Annotated in this window: 18 protein-coding genes; 14 read left to right on the top strand and 4 right to left on the bottom strand. The window is 67.9% G+C overall.

Annotated features, from left to right (window positions below):
* The first annotated feature begins 543 nt into the window (after positions 1–543).
* Positions 544–1,761 carry a type II secretion system inner membrane protein GspF gene (gspF, locus tag HWX39_RS14020; protein ID WP_175968672.1) on the top strand — a complete coding sequence of 406 codons (1,218 nt, stop codon included), beginning with the start codon at positions 544–546 and terminating at the stop codon, positions 1,759–1,761.
* 8 nt (positions 1,762–1,769) lie between these two features.
* Here gspF and HWX39_RS14015 read toward each other — a convergent pair whose 3' ends face one another.
* Positions 1,770–2,216 carry a general secretion pathway protein GspC gene (locus HWX39_RS14015; protein ID WP_175968671.1) on the bottom strand — a complete coding sequence of 149 codons (447 nt, stop codon included), beginning with the start codon at positions 2,214–2,216 and terminating at the stop codon, positions 1,770–1,772.
* Positions 2,217–2,280: 64 nt separating this feature from the next.
* Between HWX39_RS14015 and gspG the strand changes: the two genes are divergently transcribed.
* From gspG to HWX39_RS13985, 6 genes are all read left to right on the top strand, one after another.
* Positions 2,281–2,766 carry a type II secretion system major pseudopilin GspG gene (gene gspG, locus HWX39_RS14010; protein ID WP_175968978.1) on the top strand — a complete coding sequence of 162 codons (486 nt, stop codon included), beginning with the start codon at positions 2,281–2,283 and terminating at the stop codon, positions 2,764–2,766.
* Positions 2,741–3,277, top strand: a complete 537-nt coding sequence (locus HWX39_RS14005) for a GspH/FimT family pseudopilin (RefSeq protein WP_175968670.1) — start codon at positions 2,741–2,743, stop codon at positions 3,275–3,277. Before gspG ends, HWX39_RS14005 begins: the two co-directional genes overlap by 26 nt.
* A 182-nt stretch (positions 3,278–3,459) precedes the next feature.
* Positions 3,460–4,206: a secretin and TonB N-terminal domain-containing protein gene (locus HWX39_RS14000; protein ID WP_175968669.1), complete on the top strand. Its 747-nt coding sequence runs from the start codon at positions 3,460–3,462 to the stop codon at positions 4,204–4,206.
* Positions 4,207–4,212: 6 nt separating this feature from the next.
* Positions 4,213–4,761, top strand: a complete 549-nt coding sequence (locus tag HWX39_RS13995; protein ID WP_175968668.1) for an RNA polymerase sigma factor — start codon at positions 4,213–4,215, stop codon at positions 4,759–4,761.
* A gap of 11 nt (positions 4,762–4,772) precedes the next feature.
* Complete coding sequence (locus tag HWX39_RS13990) at positions 4,773–5,768, top strand: FecR domain-containing protein (protein ID WP_175968667.1); 996 nt, start codon at positions 4,773–4,775, stop codon at positions 5,766–5,768.
* A 257-nt stretch (positions 5,769–6,025) separates the two neighbouring features.
* Entirely contained in the window at positions 6,026–6,277 is a 252-nt protein-coding gene (locus HWX39_RS13985; protein WP_223274306.1) for a DUF4880 domain-containing protein, read from the top strand.
* Positions 6,278–6,535: 258 nt separating this feature from the next.
* Here HWX39_RS13985 and HWX39_RS13980 read toward each other — a convergent pair whose 3' ends face one another.
* Complete coding sequence (locus tag HWX39_RS13980; protein WP_175968666.1) at positions 6,536–7,360, bottom strand: hypothetical protein; 825 nt, start codon at positions 7,358–7,360, stop codon at positions 6,536–6,538.
* Between the two features lie 140 nt (positions 7,361–7,500).
* Between HWX39_RS13980 and HWX39_RS13975 the strand changes: the two genes are divergently transcribed.
* Positions 7,501–9,168, top strand: coding sequence for a type II toxin-antitoxin system Phd/YefM family antitoxin (locus HWX39_RS13975; protein ID WP_175968665.1), 1,668 nt, complete (start codon positions 7,501–7,503; stop codon positions 9,166–9,168).
* Positions 9,169–9,202: 34 nt separating this feature from the next.
* On the opposite strand, the gene gspK is transcribed toward HWX39_RS13975, so the two are convergent.
* Both gspK and HWX39_RS13965 read right to left on the bottom strand, forming a co-directional pair.
* The gene (gene gspK / locus HWX39_RS13970) at positions 9,203–10,198 is read right to left on the bottom strand and encodes a type II secretion system minor pseudopilin GspK (protein ID WP_175968664.1); all 996 of its coding nucleotides are present in this window, start codon (positions 10,196–10,198) and stop codon (positions 9,203–9,205) included.
* Positions 10,199–10,231: 33 nt separating this feature from the next.
* The gene (locus HWX39_RS13965) at positions 10,232–10,798 is read right to left on the bottom strand and encodes a hypothetical protein (protein WP_175968663.1); all 567 of its coding nucleotides are present in this window, start codon (positions 10,796–10,798) and stop codon (positions 10,232–10,234) included.
* Between the two features lie 826 nt (positions 10,799–11,624).
* Between HWX39_RS13965 and HWX39_RS13960 the strand changes: the two genes are divergently transcribed.
* The 6 genes from HWX39_RS13960 (at position 11,625) to HWX39_RS13935 (ending at position 18,873) form a co-directional block, all read left to right on the top strand.
* Positions 11,625–13,277 carry a ShlB/FhaC/HecB family hemolysin secretion/activation protein gene (locus tag HWX39_RS13960; protein ID WP_244134995.1) on the top strand — a complete coding sequence of 551 codons (1,653 nt, stop codon included), beginning with the start codon at positions 11,625–11,627 and terminating at the stop codon, positions 13,275–13,277.
* A gap of 67 nt (positions 13,278–13,344) precedes the next feature.
* Entirely contained in the window at positions 13,345–15,141 is a 1,797-nt protein-coding gene (locus tag HWX39_RS13955) for a MotA/TolQ/ExbB proton channel family protein (protein ID WP_175968662.1), read from the top strand.
* An 18-nt stretch (positions 15,142–15,159) separates the two neighbouring features.
* Positions 15,160–15,570, top strand: coding sequence for a biopolymer transporter ExbD (locus HWX39_RS13950; RefSeq protein WP_021161942.1), 411 nt, complete (start codon positions 15,160–15,162; stop codon positions 15,568–15,570).
* Between the two features lie 4 nt (positions 15,571–15,574).
* Positions 15,575–16,279, top strand: a complete 705-nt coding sequence (locus HWX39_RS13945; protein ID WP_175968661.1) for a TonB family protein — start codon at positions 15,575–15,577, stop codon at positions 16,277–16,279.
* A 92-nt stretch (positions 16,280–16,371) separates the two neighbouring features.
* A complete protein-coding gene (locus HWX39_RS13940) occupies positions 16,372–18,183 on the top strand; it encodes a putative porin (protein WP_175968660.1) in 1,812 nt (603 codons plus the stop codon).
* 12 nt (positions 18,184–18,195) lie between these two features.
* A complete protein-coding gene (locus tag HWX39_RS13935; protein ID WP_175968659.1) occupies positions 18,196–18,873 on the top strand; it encodes a hypothetical protein in 678 nt (225 codons plus the stop codon).
* Positions 18,874–18,889 lie beyond the last annotated feature (16 nt).

Raw genomic sequence — 18,889 nt, 5'->3', positions numbered from 1 at the left:
AATGGTGCGTAACATTTTTATTGCGCAAATCATCTCGTTATTCGGATTGGTAAAGCCCGGATGGAAGCGTCGTTCGGCGCAAGTCGGAACATCCAGATATTGGGATTTAGCCGGAATCGTTCGGCGGGTCGTACGCCGGAACCCGTATCGCGCTTGATGGAAGCCATCGACATTGCATGCGAGCCCGCGCACGACTACCCCAACTTCAAGACGATTGTGTGGCGGATGTTACGGAACATTTTGCACGTCGGTGAATATCTTCCGTTTCAATGTATTTTTCGGATTTTCGCGAAAATCTGTAAATCCAGGATTGGCGAGGGTCGCGTGTATTTAATGTGTGACCGATTAATTAATTGGGTGTGGGTGTAATCGTTTTTACGTTATAAGAATAACGATGTCAGGTAATAAAGCCCGCCCAAAAAGGTAGCCCAACATCCGTCACAAATCTGCGCCGGTTCGCTCCGTAGTCTTCCCCGGCGACTCCGTCCGGCACATTGCGCGCCGTCGCCGAAAAAGTCGCACGCGTGACAAGAGGGCACTGACATGTCGGCATTCCGCTACGAAGCGATCGATCCCACCGGCCGCACGCTGAAAGGCGTGCTCGAAGCCGACAGCGCGCGCGCCGGGCGCAGCCATCTGCGCACGCAGGGGCTCACGCCGCTCGTCGTCGAACTGGCCGCGCAACGCCTGCACGGCGAACGTCATCAGCGCCTGTCGCTCGGCCGCAAGCTGTCGCAGCGCGAGCAGGCGATCATCACGCGCCAGCTCGCGAGCCTGCTGGTCGCGGGGCTGCCGCTCGACGAAGCGCTGTCGGTGCTGAGCGAGCAGGCCGAACGCGAATACGTGCGCGAGCTGATGGCGTCGATCCGCGCGGAAGTCGTCGGTGGCCATTCGTTCGCGAACGCGCTGAGCCAGCGTCCGCGCGATTTCCCGGAGATCTATCGCGCGCTCGTCGCGGCCGGCGAGCACACCGGCAAGCTCGGCATCGTGCTGTCGCGCCTGGCCGACTACATCGAGCAAAGCAACGCGCTGAAACAAAAGATCCTGCTCGCGTTCACGTATCCGGGCATCGTCACGCTGATCGCGTTCGGCATCGTCACGTTCCTGCTGAGCTACGTCGTGCCGCAGGTCGCGAACGTGTTCACCAGCACGAAGCAGCAGCTGCCGACGCTGACGGTCGTGATGCTCGCGCTGTCGGACTTCGTGCGGCACTGGTGGTGGGCGTCGCTGGCTGGGACGGCCGCGCTCGTCTATGCGATCCGCAAGGTGCTGTCGCGCGATGCGCCGCGGCTCAGGTTCGACACGTGGGTGCTGACCGCGCCGCTCGCCGGCAAGCTCGTACGCGGCTACAACACGGTGCGCTTCGCCAGCACGCTCGGCATTCTCACGGCGGCCGGCGTGCCGATCCTGCGCGCGCTGCAGGCGGCCGGCGAGACGTTGTCGAACCGTGCGATGCGCGCGAACGTCGACGATGCGATCGTGCGCGTGCGCGAGGGCTCGGCACTGTCACGCGCGCTGGCGCATACGAAGACGTTCCCCCCGGTGCTCGTGCACCTGATCCGTTCGGGCGAGGCGACCGGCGACGTGACGACGATGCTCGATCGCGCGTCCGAAGGCGAATCGCGCGAGCTGGAACGCCGCACGATGTTTCTGACGAGCCTGCTCGAACCGCTGCTGATTCTCGCGATGGGCGGCGTGGTGCTCGTGATCGTGCTGGCGGTGATGATGCCGATCATCGAGCTGAACAACATGGTGCAGTGATGCGCCGCTCAGCGCACGTACGCGTTGGCCTTCTCCGCGGCGGGCAGAGCGATCTCGCGATGCAGCCCGTTGCGGTCGACGACGATCGAGCGTGCGCGAATCTCGGCCAGCTTCGCGGCTTCGCCGATCGCCGCGCCGAGTGACACGACGCGCGAGGCATCGCCGCCGACGCTGACGATCGCCGCCGCTCGGTGTGCATCGAAGGCGAGCACGCCGAGCAGCTGGATGGCATCGCGGCCGTCGTCGGGTTTCGCACCGAACAGCCGTGCGCCGGCGGCAACGTCGATCGACGCGGGCGGCGCTGCAAGCGTCGCGACCGGCGCATCGGCAGCGCTCAGCACGCGCACGGCCCACAGCGACACGGTCACGAGTGCGGCCGCGGCAGCGAGCGTCGCGACGAGTGGAACGAGATCGGCGCGCGAAGGCGCGATGCGAAGCAGGTCGAACGGTTTCATGGCGACAGGTCGGTGCGATGAACAGAAGATGTTTTCCATTCTTTGTTGCGAGGGTGAATGCATGATGACGGGGCCCAACGAAACCCGAACGCGATACGCCGGTCACTCGGGAGGACACACGCAACGCGGCTTCACGCTGATCGAGATCATGGTGGTGGTCGCGATCCTCGGGATTCTCGCGGCGCTGATCGTGCCGAAGATCATGAGCCGTCCGGACGAGGCGCGCCGCATCGCCGCGAAGCAGGACATCGGCACGATGATGCAGTCGTTGAACCTGTATCGCCTGGACAACGGCCGCTATCCGTCGCAGGAGCAGGGGCTGACCGCGCTGGTCCAGAAGCCGGCCGCCGATCCGGTGCCGAACAACTGGAAGGACGGCGGCTATCTCGAGCGGTTGCCGAAGGATCCGTGGGGCAATCCGTATCAATACCTGAACCCGGGCGCGCATGGCGCGCATGGCGCGCATGGCGCGATCGACGTGTTCAGCTACGGCGCGGACGGCAAACCGGGCGGCGAGGGGAACGATGCGGACATCGGCTCGTGGCAGTGACGGCGTGCGCGTCGTGAAGCGCCGCATACGACACTCGCGCGTCGTGCGTCGTACGTCGACGGGTTTCACGCTGCTGGAGATGCTGGTCGTGCTCGTGATCGTCGGGCTGCTGGTCGCGGTCGTGACGCTCGCGCCGTCGCGTAATCGCCGCACCGATCTAGCGGAGGAGGCGCAGCGCCTGGCGAACCTGCTCGAATCGGCCGGCGACGAAGCGCAGGTGCGGTCGATCCCGATCGCATGGCAGCCGATCGGCGGAGGCTATCGCTTCGTGCAGCGCACCGAAAGCGGCGCCTGGGCACCGATGAGCGACGACATGTATCGCGCACGCCGCTGGGGCGCGGAAGTGACGGGCGTGTCGGTGCGGTACACCGGCGGCGGCGAAGTGCCGTCGCGCGTCTTGCTCGGCAGTGAAGGCATCGACGTGCCCGTGACGATCACGCTGTGGTCCGGCGACGTGCGGATGGCCGTCGTCGGCACGGGCATCGGCAACTTCGTCGTGCGCCGGCCGTGAGCGACGTTCGGCGCCTGGCATGCCCGCAATGTGGGAACGCGCCGCGATTGAATCGCATCGCTGCACGCTTCACCGGACTGTCATAGTGCCCGCTCACAATCTGACGTTCGTTTGCTGCGGAACCGCTCACGGGGGTGCGCGTTTCGCCGGCAACGTGCAACTCCACTTCCGTCCAGGGATTCATGACTCGTTCACGGGCGCCGACCGGTGTCCTGGCGCTCGTCGCGTGGCTGGCGTTCGTCGTGCCGTGCATGCACGGCATACACGCGCAGGAGACCGGTTCCATCGTCCGCCGGCCGGGCAGCGTGGTGCGTTTCGATCTGCCCGCGCAGCCGCTCGCGAAGACCTTGCAGGACTTCGCGCGGCTCACCGAGCTGATCGTGCTGGCGCCGGCGCCGCTGCTCGACGGGCGCACGAGTGCGCCGGTCCAGGGCGAATTCACGCCGCGCGACGCGCTCGAGCGGATGCTGGCCGGAACGGGGTTGCGTGCGGAATTCTCGCGCCCGGACGAAGCGATCATCGTCGCACAGCCGGCCGCCGAGCAGGCGCCCGCGACGGCCGACACGCCGGCGGATGCGGCCTTGCCGATCGACGGGATCGGCGATTCCGACGATCGGCGCGCGTTCGCGGGCCTGCTGCAGGCGCGTCTGATCGATGCGCTCTGCGCGCAGCCGGGAGCCGTACCGGGGAGCTATCGACTCGTCGCGCAGGTGCGCATCGACAACAGGGGGGCGGTGGTGGCGGTCAACATGGTGGCATCGAGCGGTTCGGCCGCCCGCGACGCGGCGGTGATGCGCGCGCTGCGCGCATTGAAGCTGGACGACGCGCCGCCTGCGGACCTGCCGCAGCCGGTCACGATCCTGCTGCGGCCGTCCGGCAACGGCGTGCATTTCCGCTGTCCGGCGCCGCAGCCGGCTGTCCGGGGCTAGGCCGCGATGACCGACAGCAACCGCACCGGGCTCAGGAAACTGCTGGCGACGCGCTATGCGTACCTGGTCAGGCGCCTCGAGCGCGTGACCGGGTCGAAGGACGGCGCCGCCGACGCGCTGCACGAAACCTGGCTGCGTCTCGAGAACGCGAACGTCTCCACCCAGGTGACGAACGCGGACGCCTATATACTCGGGATGGCGAACAATGTCGCGATCGACCAGCATCGCCGCGAGCGCCGGCATCTGCACGACGACGATGTCGAGACGCTGCTCGAGATGCCCGACGAACTGGCCGATCCGGAGCGCATCGTCGCGGCGCGCCGCAAGGTCGAGACACTGAAGGACGTGTTGCGCGGCCTGCCGCCGCGGCGCCGCGCGATCCTGCTGGCCGCCCGCGTGGACGGCCTGCTGAACCGCGAGATCGCCGAGCATTTCGGCATTTCGCTGCGGCTCGTCGAAAGCGAGCTGAGTGCGGCAATGAAGTACTGCCTGCAGCGCATGCAGGAAGACGGCGATCCGTACCCGGGCACGCGAGGCGGCCCGCGTAAATTTTGAGCATCAGGACGATGACGAAAGCCCAGGCCGAACCTGCCCACGACGAACTCGACGAAGCGAGTGCGTGGCTGCTGCGTCTGCGCTCGGGAGACGCGAGCCAGGCCGAAGCCGACGCGTTCGAGCGCTGGTGCGCCGATCGTCCGCAAGCCGCCGATCTGCTGCGCGATACCTGGAACTCGCTGCGCACGGCGGCGACCGAACTCGCGCACGAGGAACGGGCGGCCGCTGCCTGGGCAAACGTTGCAAAACGCGAGCGCACGATGCGCACCGGGCGGCGCGCGTTCATCGGCTTCGCCGTCGCGGCCGGCGCGTCGTGGCTCGCGTTGCGCCCGCCGATGCAGTTGTGGCCGTCGCTCGGCGATCTCGCGGCCGATTACCACACGGGCACCGGCGAGCAGCGCAGCGTCGCGCTGTCGTCACGCGTGACGGTGGAGCTGAATACGCAGACGCGCCTCGACGTACTGGCCGCGAGCGATGCCGCGCACGGCGTCGAAGTCGTCGCCGGCGAGGCGGAGATCGACGCGGCCGCGCCGCCGGCCGACCGCGCGACACCGATCCGGCCCGTCACCGTGGTGGCGGGCGGCGGCCGCATGCAGGCGACCGTCGCGCGCTTCAACGTGCGGCGCACCGGCTCGCAGGTCTGCGTGACCTGCCTCTCCGGTAAGGTCGCGCTCGAGCATCCGCGCGGTGCGCGCACGCTGACGGCCGACGATCAGGTCGTGTACGACGATCGCGGCTTGCAGCCCGTGTCGCGGATCGATCCGGGCGCGGTCAGCGCATGGCGGCGCGGGATGCTGGTGTTCAACGGCGTGCCGTTATCCGACGTCGTCGACGAGATCAATCGCTACCGGCGCGGCAAGGTCATCCTGCGCAGCGCGTCGCTCGGCGAAAACCGGATGCAGGCACAGTTCCCGATCACGCGGCTCGACGACGTGATCGACATGGTCGGCCGCTTGTATGGCGCGCACATCACGCGCCTGCCGGGCAACATCGTGCTGCTGAGCTGACCGGCTCCCCGCGCTTTACTTCCCGTTCTCCTTCCCGCCGGCGATGCGTTCGCGGCGCTTGCGGCTGTCCGCGCACTGCGGGTTACGGCCGTCCGATACGACTTGATCAATGAGGGCCGGCAAACGCCGGGCCGTCTGTCATGGCGGCCCGGTGTGACGTCGTCGGATCCGAGGCGTGGGTGGCAAGCGCCCCGGCCGTGCAGCGATGCGCGGTGCGGGGGATGTGTGTCGATGGAGCTTCGGGCGGTGGCGTGATCATGAACGAATCGCAACGGGACAAGGATCCCGGCGACGCGAATACGCGCGCCGATGCGATCCGCGAGGGCGCGGTGCGCTGGCTGCTGTGGTTGCGCACCGGCGACACGACGCAACAGGAACTGGATGCGTTTGCGTGCTGGCGCGCGCAGAGCGACGAGCATGCGCGCACGGTCCGCGAGCTGATCTGGATGTGGGCCGTGCTGGAGACGGTCGGCCGCCCGGAGCCGGGCGGGTCGACGCGTACGCATTGATACGGCGACGTTTCGCGCGCGCACCGGTGCGGTGCGCAATCGCGCACGCGCTCGCGCTGAAAGAAAGTATGCGGGTTATGCGGGCTCGCTTCGACCTTGTATATGAGAGAGCGAGGGGGCTGTGCGGAGGGGCTGGCAAGCGGAGACCGGGGAACGGGGGCCTGAATGGGCCTCCGGATCACCGCTCGCGCATGGCGGCGGGTGCGTGCCGAGTCCGCGCCGGCCGCGTCAGGAAAGCCCGGATTCACGACTCGGGATTCAGGGCGGCGCCCCTGGCTGCACGCCGGCGCGTGCGCCGTTCCAGGCGGCGTCGAGCGGATCGCCGGCATCGCGCAGCGGCTCGCGCAGAAAGGGAAAGCGTTCGACGAACGGTGCGGATTCTTGCAGGGCCACGATATGGTTGACCATCCATTGCAGCAGCTCGCCGCCGTGCCGGACCTGTTCCGGCCGCCAGTCCGGCATCGTCGAGAAGAGGGCCGAGAAGCCGCTCCAGCGCGACGGTCGGTCGTTGTCGCCGGGCCGGAAATAGGTGTTCATCGCGACGTCGTGCGCGTCGGTGAGCGCGCCGACGAAGAGCCCGTGCGGTGTCGGCACGCCGATCTGCCGCCAGCCTTCCGCGAGGGCCAGCGAGCGCATCACGCGCGCCGCGACGAACGCGATGCGCGTTTCGTGTTCGATTTCCGCCAGCGACATCACGCCGTTGCGCTGCATGCAGCGTGCGACCGCGTGCGGCCGGATCACGTTCGACGCGAAGCTGCGCAGCACGAGGTCGGGCACCGTCAGTTGAAGCTGGAATTCGCGCAGGCCATGCTTGGCGCTCATCGTCGAGAAGTTGACGAACAACCCTTCGGCATGACCGAGCGCGCCGACGTACGGCTCGAGCCCAAGGCGCGCGAGCTTCGGCGCGATCTGGCGTTCGAGCAGCCGCATCAGGTTGCGGCGGTTGCGCACGCCCGTGAAATCGTCGAGGCCGCGCGTGACGACGTCGCTGATTTCCCAGCGGCGCTCGTCGGCGACGAGCCGCGGGGAACCGCTCAGGTCGAACCGGGCACGGCCATGGGCCACGCGGGGATCTACGTACATGCCGGTGCCTCGTGCATCGATTGCGGGCGGACCGCCGCGGCGGCGCGCCGTCGCGCGGGTCCGGTCGCCCACGATGCTGCGGCGTCGCGGGCGGCCCGTCAAGTGCGCGTGTGCCGGGCTGAACAGTGTGGAGTGACGGGATGATGCGCACGATTGTGGAACGCTTCGTCGAACAGAGCCCGATGACGATCATGGCGCGGCTCGTGCTGCAGTGCGCGCTGCACGACGACTGGATCGACATGGTGGTCGACGCGGACGAAGAACCCGACGACGAGTCGATCCGCGAGACGCTGTTCGCGCTGGCGGTCGACGCGATCGCGGCGATTGCCGCGCAGGCGCACACGCCGGCATCGCCGATGCCGCATGGGGTGCCCGGACACGCATCGTCCGCGTCCGGCGCCGCGGTGGCCGCGCTTCACGACGGCATGAGCCGCTGGCGGGCCGGCTGGGGGCGTGCGCTCGTCAGGGACAGCGTCGATCTGCTGTTGCCCGTCGCGGCGGCACGGGCGGACGAACGCGGGCGCACGCTCGGCGGGATGCGGCTGCGCGTGCTGGATGGCGCGGGCGCCGGTTGTGCGCCTGGCCGGGCCGGTTGCGACTGCGGCCGCGCTTGCGACGACCCGGCGCGTGACGCGGCGCCGGGCCTGACGAGCGCGCGAGTGATGCCGGTCTACGATCCCGAGCTTGCGATGATCGTCGATCTGCTGCCGGTCGAGCGCGGCCGCTCGCACGAACGGGCATTCGTCGGCGCGCTGCTGGAAACCGTCAGGCCCGGCGAGCTGTGGATGATCGACGGCCGTTTCGATATCGACGCGATCGTGTCGGGCTGGCCGCGCCGCGGCGGCGCATTCGTGCTGCGCGACGACGGCGGCGCGGCCGCGTGCCGGCCGCTCGGCGGCTGGCGCGATGCCGGCCGGCTCGACGGCGGTGACGTTCGCGAGCAGGCCGTCGGCATGGCGGGCGACGGTGAAGCGGCCGGCACGCTCAGGCGGATCGAATGGCGCGGCCACGGGCTCGACGGCGCCCCGGGCGCGACGGTCACGGTGCTGACGAACCTGCCGGTCGAGCCGTTCGACGCATGCCAGGTGATGCAGCTGGCGCGCCGGCGCTGGCACGATGCGCTGCCGTTTTCGCTCGATTCGGTACTCGGTGGCGCGTTGTTCGGCAGCGTGCCGGCCCGCGCGTCGCTGCTCGCGAGCGGCATCGCGGCACTCGCATACAACGCGTTCAGCGTGATGACGCGCGTCGTCGGTGACGCGCTCGGCCTGGACGAACGCGACGCGGAACGCGTGCCGTCGCAGATCGCCGACGGCGTCACCGCCACTTATGCCGGGATGATGATCGCGCTGCCGCCCGACTGGTGGCGCCGCTACGACCAGTTGCCCGCGGCGACGCTCGGCCAGATCGTGCGGATGCTCGCCGTGCACGTCGATCCGCGCAGCGAGCGGCGCAGGCGCCGCGACAACCGGCTGTCCGCGAAGTCGCAGGCGCTGCTGCGCGCGGCGACGCTCGACCACCTGCTGCATGACGACGGCGGCGATCCGGCCGCGAACGTGTTCAGCCTGCGCACGATCGCGATGGCGACGCGCGACTTCAGCAGCAATCCGTCGAAGGCGCTGCGGCATGCCGGCGAGGCGCTCGTGATGGTCACCAAATACAACCGGCCGATCGCGCTGCTCGTATCGATCGACGACTGGAACCGGCTGCTCGGCGAAGTGCGCGAGACGAGTCTCACGCGGCTGTCGTTCGACTGCGCGGCGGCGCAGGGCATGCGTTCGGTCGCGCTGAGCGAATCGTCCCTGAACTAGCCGACGCTCACCCGGCGGCGCGCAGGCGCCGCGTTCAACTCGTCAGCCGGTGAACCCAGATCACCGACGTCCACGTGAAATTGCCGCTGCCGTAGCGCGCGATCAGCGTGTCGACGCGCGCGTTGATGCGCGCCGAATGCACGCGGCAATGCACGATGAAGTAGAGACTGTTGACGCCGACGCTCGAGCCGTCCGGCAGCGTCGGATTGCCGTCGCGCGCGGGCAGCAGGGTCTCGGCGATGTCGCCGGTGCTGACGAAGTACGCGGTGCCGCGCCGGGCGACGAGCCGCTTGGCCTGGCTGGCCGACAGCGTCGGAATCGCGGCGACGAGCACGGGCTCGGCGGCGGTATTGGCATTGACGGTCGTCAGGTCCGGCAGGATCGTCGTGAACGGCGCGAGCGTCTCGATCGCATGCGCGTCGTAGCCGGGAATGCGCGCGAGATCGTCGATGGACACGAGCTGCAGCGGCCAGCCGTCGGGGCCGTTCGTGTCGCGCAGCGAGCGCAGCATGTAGTCGGCCGTCAGTTGCGCGAGCGCGGGATCGAGCGACAGCTGGCTCAGCAGCCGCCGGTACGCGAGCACGCCTTCGCCGTTGGCTTGCCACGGCTTGCCGGGCGCGATGCGCGTCACGAGGTTCGTCAGGTTGAAGCGCGCCTGCGCATCCTCGACATGGCCGGAGATCCACGCACGCGACAGCTCCGAATTGACCGCCGCGGCCTCGGGCGGCAGCAGGTCGGCAAGCTGTACGTCGGCGGCCGGCGACGACCACGGCTGGCCGGCGAACGTGACGTTCGACGTCGCGCTCTGCGCGCGCAGCGTCGCACGCGCCCACTCGACCGCCGCGCGCTCGACCCACATCGTCTGCGTCGCGAGCCGCTGGTTCTCCACGTCGCGCGTCGCGACCTGCTGGCGCCACAGCACGCTCGCCGCGAGCGTCGCCGCCAGTGCGACGACGAGCAGCACCGTGACGATCGCGATGCCGCGTTCGCGCTGCGGCCTCACGCTGCCGGATCTTCCGTATCGATGCATTCGCAGGCTCCTGCCAGGGCGGTGCGGCGGCGCTCAGTCCACGAACGCCAGCCACGCATGGGCGATGCTCGCATGCGCAGATGACGTGACGCCGAACATCGCGGTGAGCCCGGCCACCCAGAATGCGAGCGTCGCGGGATGCGTGCCGTCGGTCGTCAGCGCCAGCGGGCCGACCAGCGACGCGATCGCATGCGAGCGCCACAGCAGCAGCACGAACAGCGCGCAGCCGATGGCCATCGCGACGAAGAACAGGTAGAGCGCCACCGTCGAGCGTCGCGTGAACGGCGCGCGGTGATGGCGCTGGTTTGCCGCGACGATCGCGGCCCCGTTCGCGACCGGCACGATCGCCATCGCGAGCGTCCAGAACAGCGGCTGGTCGCTCGACGCATCGATCAGCAGCAGCGTGCCGATCGTCCAGATCGGCGGCGCGAGCAACGTGAGCACGACCCACGACAGCAGGTGCCAGACCAGCCAGGGCGCGCGCCAGCGCAACGCGCGGCGCGGCGCGGCAAAGGCGGCGGGCGGCAGCCGGCCCGCGGCCGCGGCTTGGCCGGACAGGCGTTCGGCGAGCCACCGTACGAACATCGTCGCGAATGACATGGAGGAATCCGGTCGTTGACGTTTTTATCCAATAGTTAGGACGAAGCGAACCGCCGCAAGCCGCAGGATTTCTCGTCGCCGGGACGCTGGTCGCGGGGCCGCATCGCGAGCGCGGTGCGCGGAAACGGTCTCGCGCGACTCTCGTGCATATCTTCAGCGGAATGTCACAAAAACTTCCCGGTTGAAACCTGAGGATTGTCGAGCCGCACGCAGGGGGAGGGTGACGCGCCTCGCGCACTGCCTTCGGGGCGGCAAACCGTTTGCCGGCGATCGCGCACGCGCGATGCCCGGATGCCTTGGCAACGACGGCAGACGATACGAACACGAAACGGGGGCCACGCACATTCCTGCGCAACGCGCCGCGCGATTCACGCCGGTCTTCGTTGCGCGCGCATTGCAGGCCGCACGCTGGCGGCCGTGTCCTGCTTCCGGCATCGATCCGGACGGCCGATTGAATGGCCGGTCGGACGGCCCGCGAAAAAAAGTTTGCGGCAATGCGCGCCCGGTTCCGTCTAGGTAGGTGAGAGCGGCGACTCGTGCGCCGCACACGATCGTCGTTGCCGATCGACGCAGCCGCGCCGTTGCGTCGGCCGGCAGTCGATCGCGACGATGCGCGACGGAAGTTGCGGGTTTTCCGGATTCGCATCGTCCTTTCCGGTAGATGCGGTTGAGCGCACCGGGCAAGGAAATCGGGAAAAGCATTGCGCAGATCATGCTAAGGATGACGAATAAACCGTCATCAAAGTGAAACAGGCATTTGATAGCGGGGCGAACGGCTGGCACGGTGCGCAACGCTTCGATCCGGAACAACAAAGGGGAATGGCGCATGCCGCCGAGAGTAGACCGCAAGTCACGCGAACGATGGCGGCTGAACTGCCGATGCCTGGCAGGTGTCGTGCTGGCCGGTGGGCTGGGCTTCGCGCCGGGGATTCATGCGCAGGAAGCCGCGCCGGCCGCGAAGGCGGTGCCGGCTGCACCGCAGTCGTTCGACGTGAATGCCTTCGTGGTGCGCGGCAACACGACGTTGCCGACGCTCGAGATCGAGAAGGCCGTGTATCCGTTCGAGGGGCCGGGCCGCACGCTCGCGGACGTGAACGCGGCGCGTGACGCGTTGCAGAAGGCGTACCAGGATCGCGGCTACCAGTCGGTCGTCGTCGAGCTGCCGCAGCAGCAGGTGAAGAACGGCGTGATCCTGCTGCAGGTGACGGAAGCGAAGGTCGGGCGCTTGCGCGTCGACGGCGCGAAGTACAACTCGCCGCAGAACATTCGCGACGCGGTGCCCGCGCTGGCCGAGGGCCAGGTGCCCGATTTCAACCAGGCCCAGCAGCAGCTCACCGACCTGAACCGCTCGGCGGACCGGCAGGTGATTCCGATCCTCAAGCCGGGCGCGCTGCCGCAGACGGTCGACGTCGACCTGAAGGTCGACGATCACAGCCCGCTGCACGGCTCGCTCGAACTGAACAACGACAACAGCCCCGGCACGTCGTCGCTGCGCACGACCGCGAACCTCAGCTACTCGAATCTGTGGCAGCTCGGCCACGTGATTTCCGGTACCTACGTGCTTGCGCCGCAGCATCCGAACGATGCGCGCGTCTATGCGTTCTCGTATCTCGCGCCGATCAGGGATTCGCACTGGAGTTTCCTCGCGACGGTCGTGCATTCCGACAGCAACGTCGCATCGGTCGCGAACACCAATGTGCTCGGCAAGGGCACCACGTACGGCTTCACCGCGATCTATGCGCTGCCGGCATCGGAAACCTACGCGCACTCGGTCAGCGTCGAGATCGACCGCAAGCACTTCGACGAAAACGTGTCGATACCGGGCCAGACGGGCTCGACCGCGCCGCTCACATACGTGCCGGTGACGCTGTCGTACAACGGCCAGCTGAGCCTGAAGCATTCGCAGACGTCGTTCTCCGCGTCGGTGACGACCAACATCCGCGGCCTCGGCAGCGACTGGGGCGCATGGGACAACAAGCGCTACAACGCGACGCCCGATTTCGTGTACGGCAAGTTCGACGTCAACCACACGCAGCGCTTCGCAAACGACATGCAGGCCAATGCGCACGTGAACGCGCAGATCGCGAACTCGCCGCTCGTGTCGAGCGAGCAGTTCGCCGCGGGCGGGATGAACAGCGTGCGTGGCTACATGCAGGCCGAGGACACGGCCGACAGCGGCGTGATCGCATCGGTCGAATTGCGCAGCCCGTCGCTCGCCAAATGGCTCGGCGGCGCGGTCGGCAGCCGCGTGAACGAATGGCGCTTCCACGCGTTCTTCGACGCGGCGCACCTCTGGCTGCTGAGCCCGCTGCCGGAGCAGACGTCGCGCTTCAACCTGATGAGCGTCGGCGTCGGTACACGGGTGCAGATCATGAAGTACGCCAGCGCGGATTTCGAAGCCGGCTGGCCGTTGAAGGCGGGCATCTATACGCGGCAGTACAGCCCGCGATTCGATTTCTACGTAAGGCTGGGATTCTGACGGATTTTTTTTGATCGTGCCGGGGCGATGCGACGAGCGCGGCGCCCGCACATTCGGGGAGTGGATCGTGAAGCGAGTCTTGTTTTTCCTGTTGGCGGTGATGCTCGGCGTGCTGCCCGGCATCGCGAACGCATGGTGGCAGAACGACTGGTCGTACCGGAAGTCGATCACGATCGACGCGAGCGCGAAAGGCGCGAACCTCGCGGAATCGGCCGGCCGCGTGCCGCTGCTGATCCGCCTGCACTCGGGCAACTTCCAGTTCGACGGGCTGGCCGACAACGGCGCGGATATCCGTTTCGTCGCCGCCGACGACAAGACGCCGCTGAACTACCACGTCGAGCAATACGATCCGGTGCTCGGCGTCGCGCTGATCTGGGTCGACGTTCCGAAGATGCCGGCGGGCGCCGCGGAGTCGATCTGGATGTACTACGGCAACAAGAAGGCGCCGGACGGCAGCAAGCCGGCCGAGACGTTCGATGCCGACTACACGCTCGTCTACCACTTCAACGGTGCGGCAGGTGCGCCGCCGAAGGACCTGACCGCGTACGGCAACCACGCGCAGAACGCGTCGTTCCGCACGGTCGAGGACGGCATCGTCGGCAAGGGCGCGCGATTCGACGGCAACGGGTCGCTGACGCTGCCGGCGAGCCCGTCGCTGAATGTGCCGGCCGGCGGCAGCTTCACGTTCAGCGCATGGGTGAAGCCGTCGGCGCTCACGCCGAATACGCTGCTGTACAGCCGTCGCGACGGCGCGAACGCGCTGCTGATCGGACTCGACAATGGCGTGCCGTTCGCGGAAGTCGACGGCGGCGCTGCACCGGTGCGCACGCCGGCCGCGTCGCCGGTCGCCGCGAACCAGTGGACGTTCCTCGCGGTCACGGCGGATGGCAGGAACCTCACCGTCTACGTGAACGGCAAGCAGGCCGCACAGGTCGCGGCGACGCTGCCCGCGCTGAACGCCGCGGCGACGATCGGTGCGGACGCAACAGGCGCGCCGGCCGGGTTCGCCGCGTATTCGGGCGCGCTCGACGAACTGCGTCTGTCGAAGATCGCACGCTCGCCGGCCGCGATCGCGGTCGACGCGCTCGCGCAGGGCTCGGAATCGAAGCTCGTCGCGTACGGCGCCGACGAGAAGCAGTCGGGTTTCGGCTTCGGTTACTTCGGCGTGATCGTGCAATCGGTGACCGTCGACGCGTGGGTCGTGATCACGATCCTGCTCGGCATGGCGCTCGTGTCGTGGATCGTGATGTGGACGAAGGCGCGCTACGTCGGCACCGTCGACAAGGCCAACCAGTATTTCGTGCAGCGCTTCCGCGAAGTGGCCGGGCGTCACCTGGTCGGCCTCGCGCATGTCGACGAAGCGAGCGCCGACGGCCGCCGCCTGTATCAGTCGTCGCTGTACCGGCTGTACAAGGCCGGTGTGCATGAAATCCACAGCCGCGTGGACAGCAACGGCCGCACGGTGATCACGTCGGAATCGATCGAGGCGATTCGCGCGTCGATGGACGCGACGCTCGTGCGGGAAAACCAGCGGCTGTCGAAGTCGATGGTGCTGCTGACGATCGCGATCTCGGGCGGCCCGTTCCTCGGGCTGCTGGGCACGGTGGTGGGCGTGATGATCACGTTTGCCGCGATCGCTGCGGCCGGCGACGTGAACGTGAACGCGATCGCGCCGGGTATCGCGGCCGCGCTGCTCGCCACCGTCACGGGCCTGTTCGTCGCGATCCCCGCGCTGTTTGGCTACAACTACCTGCTGATCCGCAACAAGAACGTGACCGCGAACATGCAGGTGTTCGTCGACGAATTCGTCACGCGCCTCGCCGAAGCGCACCGCGCGCCCGATCACGCGGTGCTGGCCGACTGACGCACGCAGGAGACCACCATGCAGGTTCAGGACGACGACAAGCCGTACGACGACATCAACATCACGCCGATGCTCGACCTCGCGTACGTGCTGCTGATCATCTTCATCATCATGACGACCGCGTCGGTGCAGGGCATCAAGGTCGATTTGCCGAAGGCGAGCTCGTCCGCGAGTCTCGCGAAGCCGAAGACGAAGGCAATCACGGTCGCCGATTCGGGGCAAGTGTTCCTCGACGCGTACCCGGTGACGATGGACGAACTCGAGAGCCGGCTGCGCACCGAGAAGGCGACCAGTCCGGATTTTCCGATCGTGCTGAAGGGCGACGCGGGCGTGCAGTACCAGAAGGTGATGGACGTGCTCGACCTGCTGCGCCGCCTCGATCTGTCGCAGGTCGGTCTCGTGACCGGCAAGGCGAAGCAGGGCGGCTGACGCGATGGAAATGACCTACAACGGCGGCCCGCCGGACAAGGGCCCCGGCCGCTACGTGAAGCCCGTCGCGATCGCGCTGGTGCTCGCGGGGCTCGCCGCGCTGATCTGGCATTTCGCGGGCGATACCGCGGGCGTGAAGCGCGTGAGCGCGCCGCAGGTGACGACGGTGATTCCGTTGCCGCCGCCCCCGCCCCCGCCGCCACCGAAACAGAAGCCGCCGCCCGAGAAGGTGAAGGAAGAGGTCAAGACGCCGGTCGACCGGCCGACGATCGCGCCGAAGCCGTCCGAGGCGCCGAAGCCGTCGGACAACCAGCCGAAGCAGATGACGATGAATGCCGATGCGCAGGCGGGCACCGACAACTTCGGCATCGGCGCGGGCGACGGCTCGGGGATGGTCGGCAGCGGCGGGGGCGGCAAGTTCGGCAACGCGAGCTATGCGCAGTACATGGTGTACGTACTGCAGCGTGCGATCGAGCAGGACAAGGGCGTGCAGGAGGCCGGCGGCGCGCGTTTCGCGGGCAGCCTGAACCTGTGGATGGATACGTCGGGGCGCATCACGAAGGTGACGGTCGCGCAGTCCACCGGCGACGCGAAGATCGACGCGGCCGTCGTCGCGGCGGTCGAAGCGCTTGGCCGGGTCGACGAGGCGCCGCCGCCGGCGACCTCGTATCCGGTGCTCGTCAAGCTTCAGGGGCGCAAGCCGGCATGACGATGCGTGCGCGATACGACGAAAGAATCATGGGGTGGCGCCGTTGTGCGGATGCTGCCGGAAAAGAAACGAAAATTGTTCGGAGTGCTTCGATGATTCGGAAGATGAACGGACGGGGTGGGGTGCCCCGCAACGGCGCGCTGCCCGCGCGTCTGTCGCGCGTCGGCGCGGCGGTGCTGACGCTCGGGCTGACCTGCGCGACCGCCGCGCACGGGCAATCGCTCGAGGCGCAGGCCGCGTCGGGGAAAGCCGCGCCGACCGAGAGCGTGGTGATCAACCTGATCAACCTGCTCGTGAAGCGTGGCGTGCTCACGCAGCAGAACGCGAACGAGCTGATCAGCGAGGCGCGCACCGAGGCCGTGCAGGCGAGATCGGCCCGCGCATCGGGCGCGCCGGTCGTGGCGGGCGGCGTGGTCAACCCGCCGACGCAGCCGGGCGATGTCGCGGTGCCGTACGTGCCGCAGCTCGTGCGCGACCAGATCCGCGACCAGGTGAAGCAGGAGGTGATCGCGCAGGCGAAGGCCGAGAACTGGGCGCAGCCGAACACGTTCCCCGACTGGGTGTCGCGCATCAAGCTCGACGGCGACCTGCGCGTGCGTGACGAGTATCACTTCTACGGCGGCGGCAACACGAACGGCGTGACGAATTTCGCGGCGATCAACCAGGCCGGCGGATTCGACGTCAACCCGAACACCAACAACACGCAGATCCCCACGCAGAACACGCGCGAGAACCGCAACAACCTGCTGCGCTACCGCGCGCGGCTCGGCGTGACGGCGACGCTGTCCGACGAGATGATCGCCGGCATCCAGCTCGCGAGCGGCAACGACAACGGGCCCGTGTCGACCACGGCCACCGCGGGCGGCGGCTTCGCGAAGAAGAACATCTGGCTGAACAAGGCGTTCTTCGCGTACAAGCCGACGTCGTGGCTGAACCTGACGGCCGGCCGTTTCGACAACCCGTTCTTCAAGTCGGACCTGGTGTTCTCGGACGACCTGATGATGGACGGGCTCGCCGCGAACCTGCGGCATGCGCTGCCGTGGAATCCGGACGTCACGCTGTTCGGCACGCTCGGCGTGTTTCCGATCCAGTACACGAGCGAGAACTTCCCGTCGAACAGCACCGAGAAGGCCGGCAGCGACACGAAGTGGATGTTCGGCGCGCAATTCGGCGCCGACTGGAAGATCGATGCGAAGAACCGGCTGCGCGGCGCGGTCGCGTACTACGACTTCCAGAACATGCGCGGCACGCTGTCGTCGCCGTGCGCGCTGTATCTGGGCGCGACGAGCTGCAGCACCGACAACGAGGCGCCGGCGTTCATGCAGGGCGGCAACACGCTGATCGCGCTGCGCAACATCGTACAGAACCCGAACCTCGCGCCGGGCATGACGCCGCAGCCGCAGCTGTTCGGCCTCGCCTACAACTACCGGCTGCTCGACCTGAAGGCGCAGTGGGACACGGTGGTGGCCGATCGCTTCAAGCTGCGTCTCGACGGCGAATACGTGCGCAACCTCGCGTACAACGACAACAAGGCGTTCGCGGCGGCGTCGCTGCCGGTCAACAACTACGATTCGACGTCGGTGAACGCGACCCGCGCCGACTACCGCAGCGGCCCGAACGGCTTCCTCGCGAAGGCGACGTTCGGCGAGCCGGAGCCGCGCGAGAAGGGCCAGTGGAACTTCTCGATCGCATACAAGTACCTGCAGCCGGACGCCGTGCTCGATGCGTTCAACGATCCCGACTTCCACCTCGGCGGCACCAACGCGCGCGGCTACGTGCTCGGCGCCGCGTATGCGGTCGCACGCGATACCTGGGTGTCGGCCCGTTACCTGAGCTCGAAGGAAGTGTACGGGCCGCCGGTTTCGATCGACGTGCTGCAGATCGAGCTCAATGCTCGCTTCTGACCGGAGTCGCGCATGAACACGATCACTCGCACGATGTTCGCGAGCGCCCTGACCGGCACGCTGCTGCTCGCGGCCGGCGGCGCGCACGCGCAGAGCATCGAGGACAAGCTGCGCAGCCAGTTGCGCTCGACCGTGCAGGAACTGCGCCAGTTGCAGGACAACCAGGCGCAGCTGCAGAGCGACAAGGCGGCGGCCGAGAAGCAGCGCGACGACGCGCTCGCGCAACTGAAGGCGATGCAGGGGCAACTGGCGGCCGCGCGCGGCGATTCGGGCGCCGAGGCGGCTGCGAAGCGTGCGCTCGCGCAGGAGCGCGCGGGCCGCGAGCAGGACGCGAAGTCGCTGGCGAAATACAGGTCGTCCTACGAGGACTTGCTCGCCGTGTCGCGCGCCCGCGATGCGCAGCACACGCAACTGCAGAAGGACGCCGCCGCGCGTGACACGCAACTGAAAACCTGCCAGGCACACAATGCCGAGCTGTATCGCGTGGGGCACGAGATTCTCGACGCGTACGAGCACGTCGGGATCGGCACGCTGTTCTCGTCGCGTCAGCCGTTCGCGCAGTCGGCGCGCGTGAAGTACGACGACATCGCGCAACGTTACGGCGATGCGCTGTATGCGGGCAAGTACGACCCGGCCGCGCGGCCGGCGGCCGCAACACCGGCGTCGGCTGCCGCGACGAAGGCGCAGTAAGCGCGCGGCCCGCAGC

The organism is Burkholderia sp. BCC0322, assembly GCF_902833045.1.
Classification (GTDB): domain Bacteria; phylum Pseudomonadota; class Gammaproteobacteria; order Burkholderiales; family Burkholderiaceae; genus Burkholderia.
Note: the sequence above shows the minus strand (reverse complement) of the source record. Positions and strands in the feature narration are given on the sequence as shown.

What these genes read in the sequence shown, in the direction of transcription:
- HWX39_RS13940 (WP_175968660.1), top strand. Translation starts at nt 16,372, where the DNA reads ATGATTCGGAAGATGAACGGACGGGGTGGGGTGCCCCGCAACGGCGCG.
- HWX39_RS13965 (WP_175968663.1), bottom strand. Translation starts at nt 10,798, where the DNA reads ATGTCATTCGCGACGATGTTCGTACGGTGGCTCGCCGAACGCCTGTCC.
- HWX39_RS13950 (WP_021161942.1), top strand. Translation starts at nt 15,160, where the DNA reads ATGCAGGTTCAGGACGACGACAAGCCGTACGACGACATCAACATCACG.
- gspG (WP_175968978.1), top strand. Translation starts at nt 2,281, where the DNA reads ATGACGGGGCCCAACGAAACCCGAACGCGATACGCCGGTCACTCGGGA.
- HWX39_RS14000 (WP_175968669.1), top strand. Translation starts at nt 3,460, where the DNA reads ATGACTCGTTCACGGGCGCCGACCGGTGTCCTGGCGCTCGTCGCGTGG.
- HWX39_RS13945 (WP_175968661.1), top strand. Translation starts at nt 15,575, where the DNA reads ATGGAAATGACCTACAACGGCGGCCCGCCGGACAAGGGCCCCGGCCGC.
- HWX39_RS13980 (WP_175968666.1), bottom strand. Translation starts at nt 7,360, where the DNA reads ATGTACGTAGATCCCCGCGTGGCCCATGGCCGTGCCCGGTTCGACCTG.
- HWX39_RS13960 (WP_244134995.1), top strand. Translation starts at nt 11,625, where the DNA reads ATGCCGCCGAGAGTAGACCGCAAGTCACGCGAACGATGGCGGCTGAAC.
- HWX39_RS14005 (WP_175968670.1), top strand. Translation starts at nt 2,741, where the DNA reads ATGCGGACATCGGCTCGTGGCAGTGACGGCGTGCGCGTCGTGAAGCGC.
- gspK (WP_175968664.1), bottom strand. Translation starts at nt 10,198, where the DNA reads ATGCATCGATACGGAAGATCCGGCAGCGTGAGGCCGCAGCGCGAACGC.
- gspF (WP_175968672.1), top strand. Translation starts at nt 544, where the DNA reads ATGTCGGCATTCCGCTACGAAGCGATCGATCCCACCGGCCGCACGCTG.
- HWX39_RS13975 (WP_175968665.1), top strand. Translation starts at nt 7,501, where the DNA reads ATGATGCGCACGATTGTGGAACGCTTCGTCGAACAGAGCCCGATGACG.
- HWX39_RS13985 (WP_223274306.1), top strand. Translation starts at nt 6,026, where the DNA reads ATGAACGAATCGCAACGGGACAAGGATCCCGGCGACGCGAATACGCGC.
- HWX39_RS13995 (WP_175968668.1), top strand. Translation starts at nt 4,213, where the DNA reads ATGACCGACAGCAACCGCACCGGGCTCAGGAAACTGCTGGCGACGCGC.
- HWX39_RS13990 (WP_175968667.1), top strand. Translation starts at nt 4,773, where the DNA reads ATGACGAAAGCCCAGGCCGAACCTGCCCACGACGAACTCGACGAAGCG.
- HWX39_RS13935 (WP_175968659.1), top strand. Translation starts at nt 18,196, where the DNA reads ATGAACACGATCACTCGCACGATGTTCGCGAGCGCCCTGACCGGCACG.
- HWX39_RS14015 (WP_175968671.1), bottom strand. Translation starts at nt 2,216, where the DNA reads ATGAAACCGTTCGACCTGCTTCGCATCGCGCCTTCGCGCGCCGATCTC.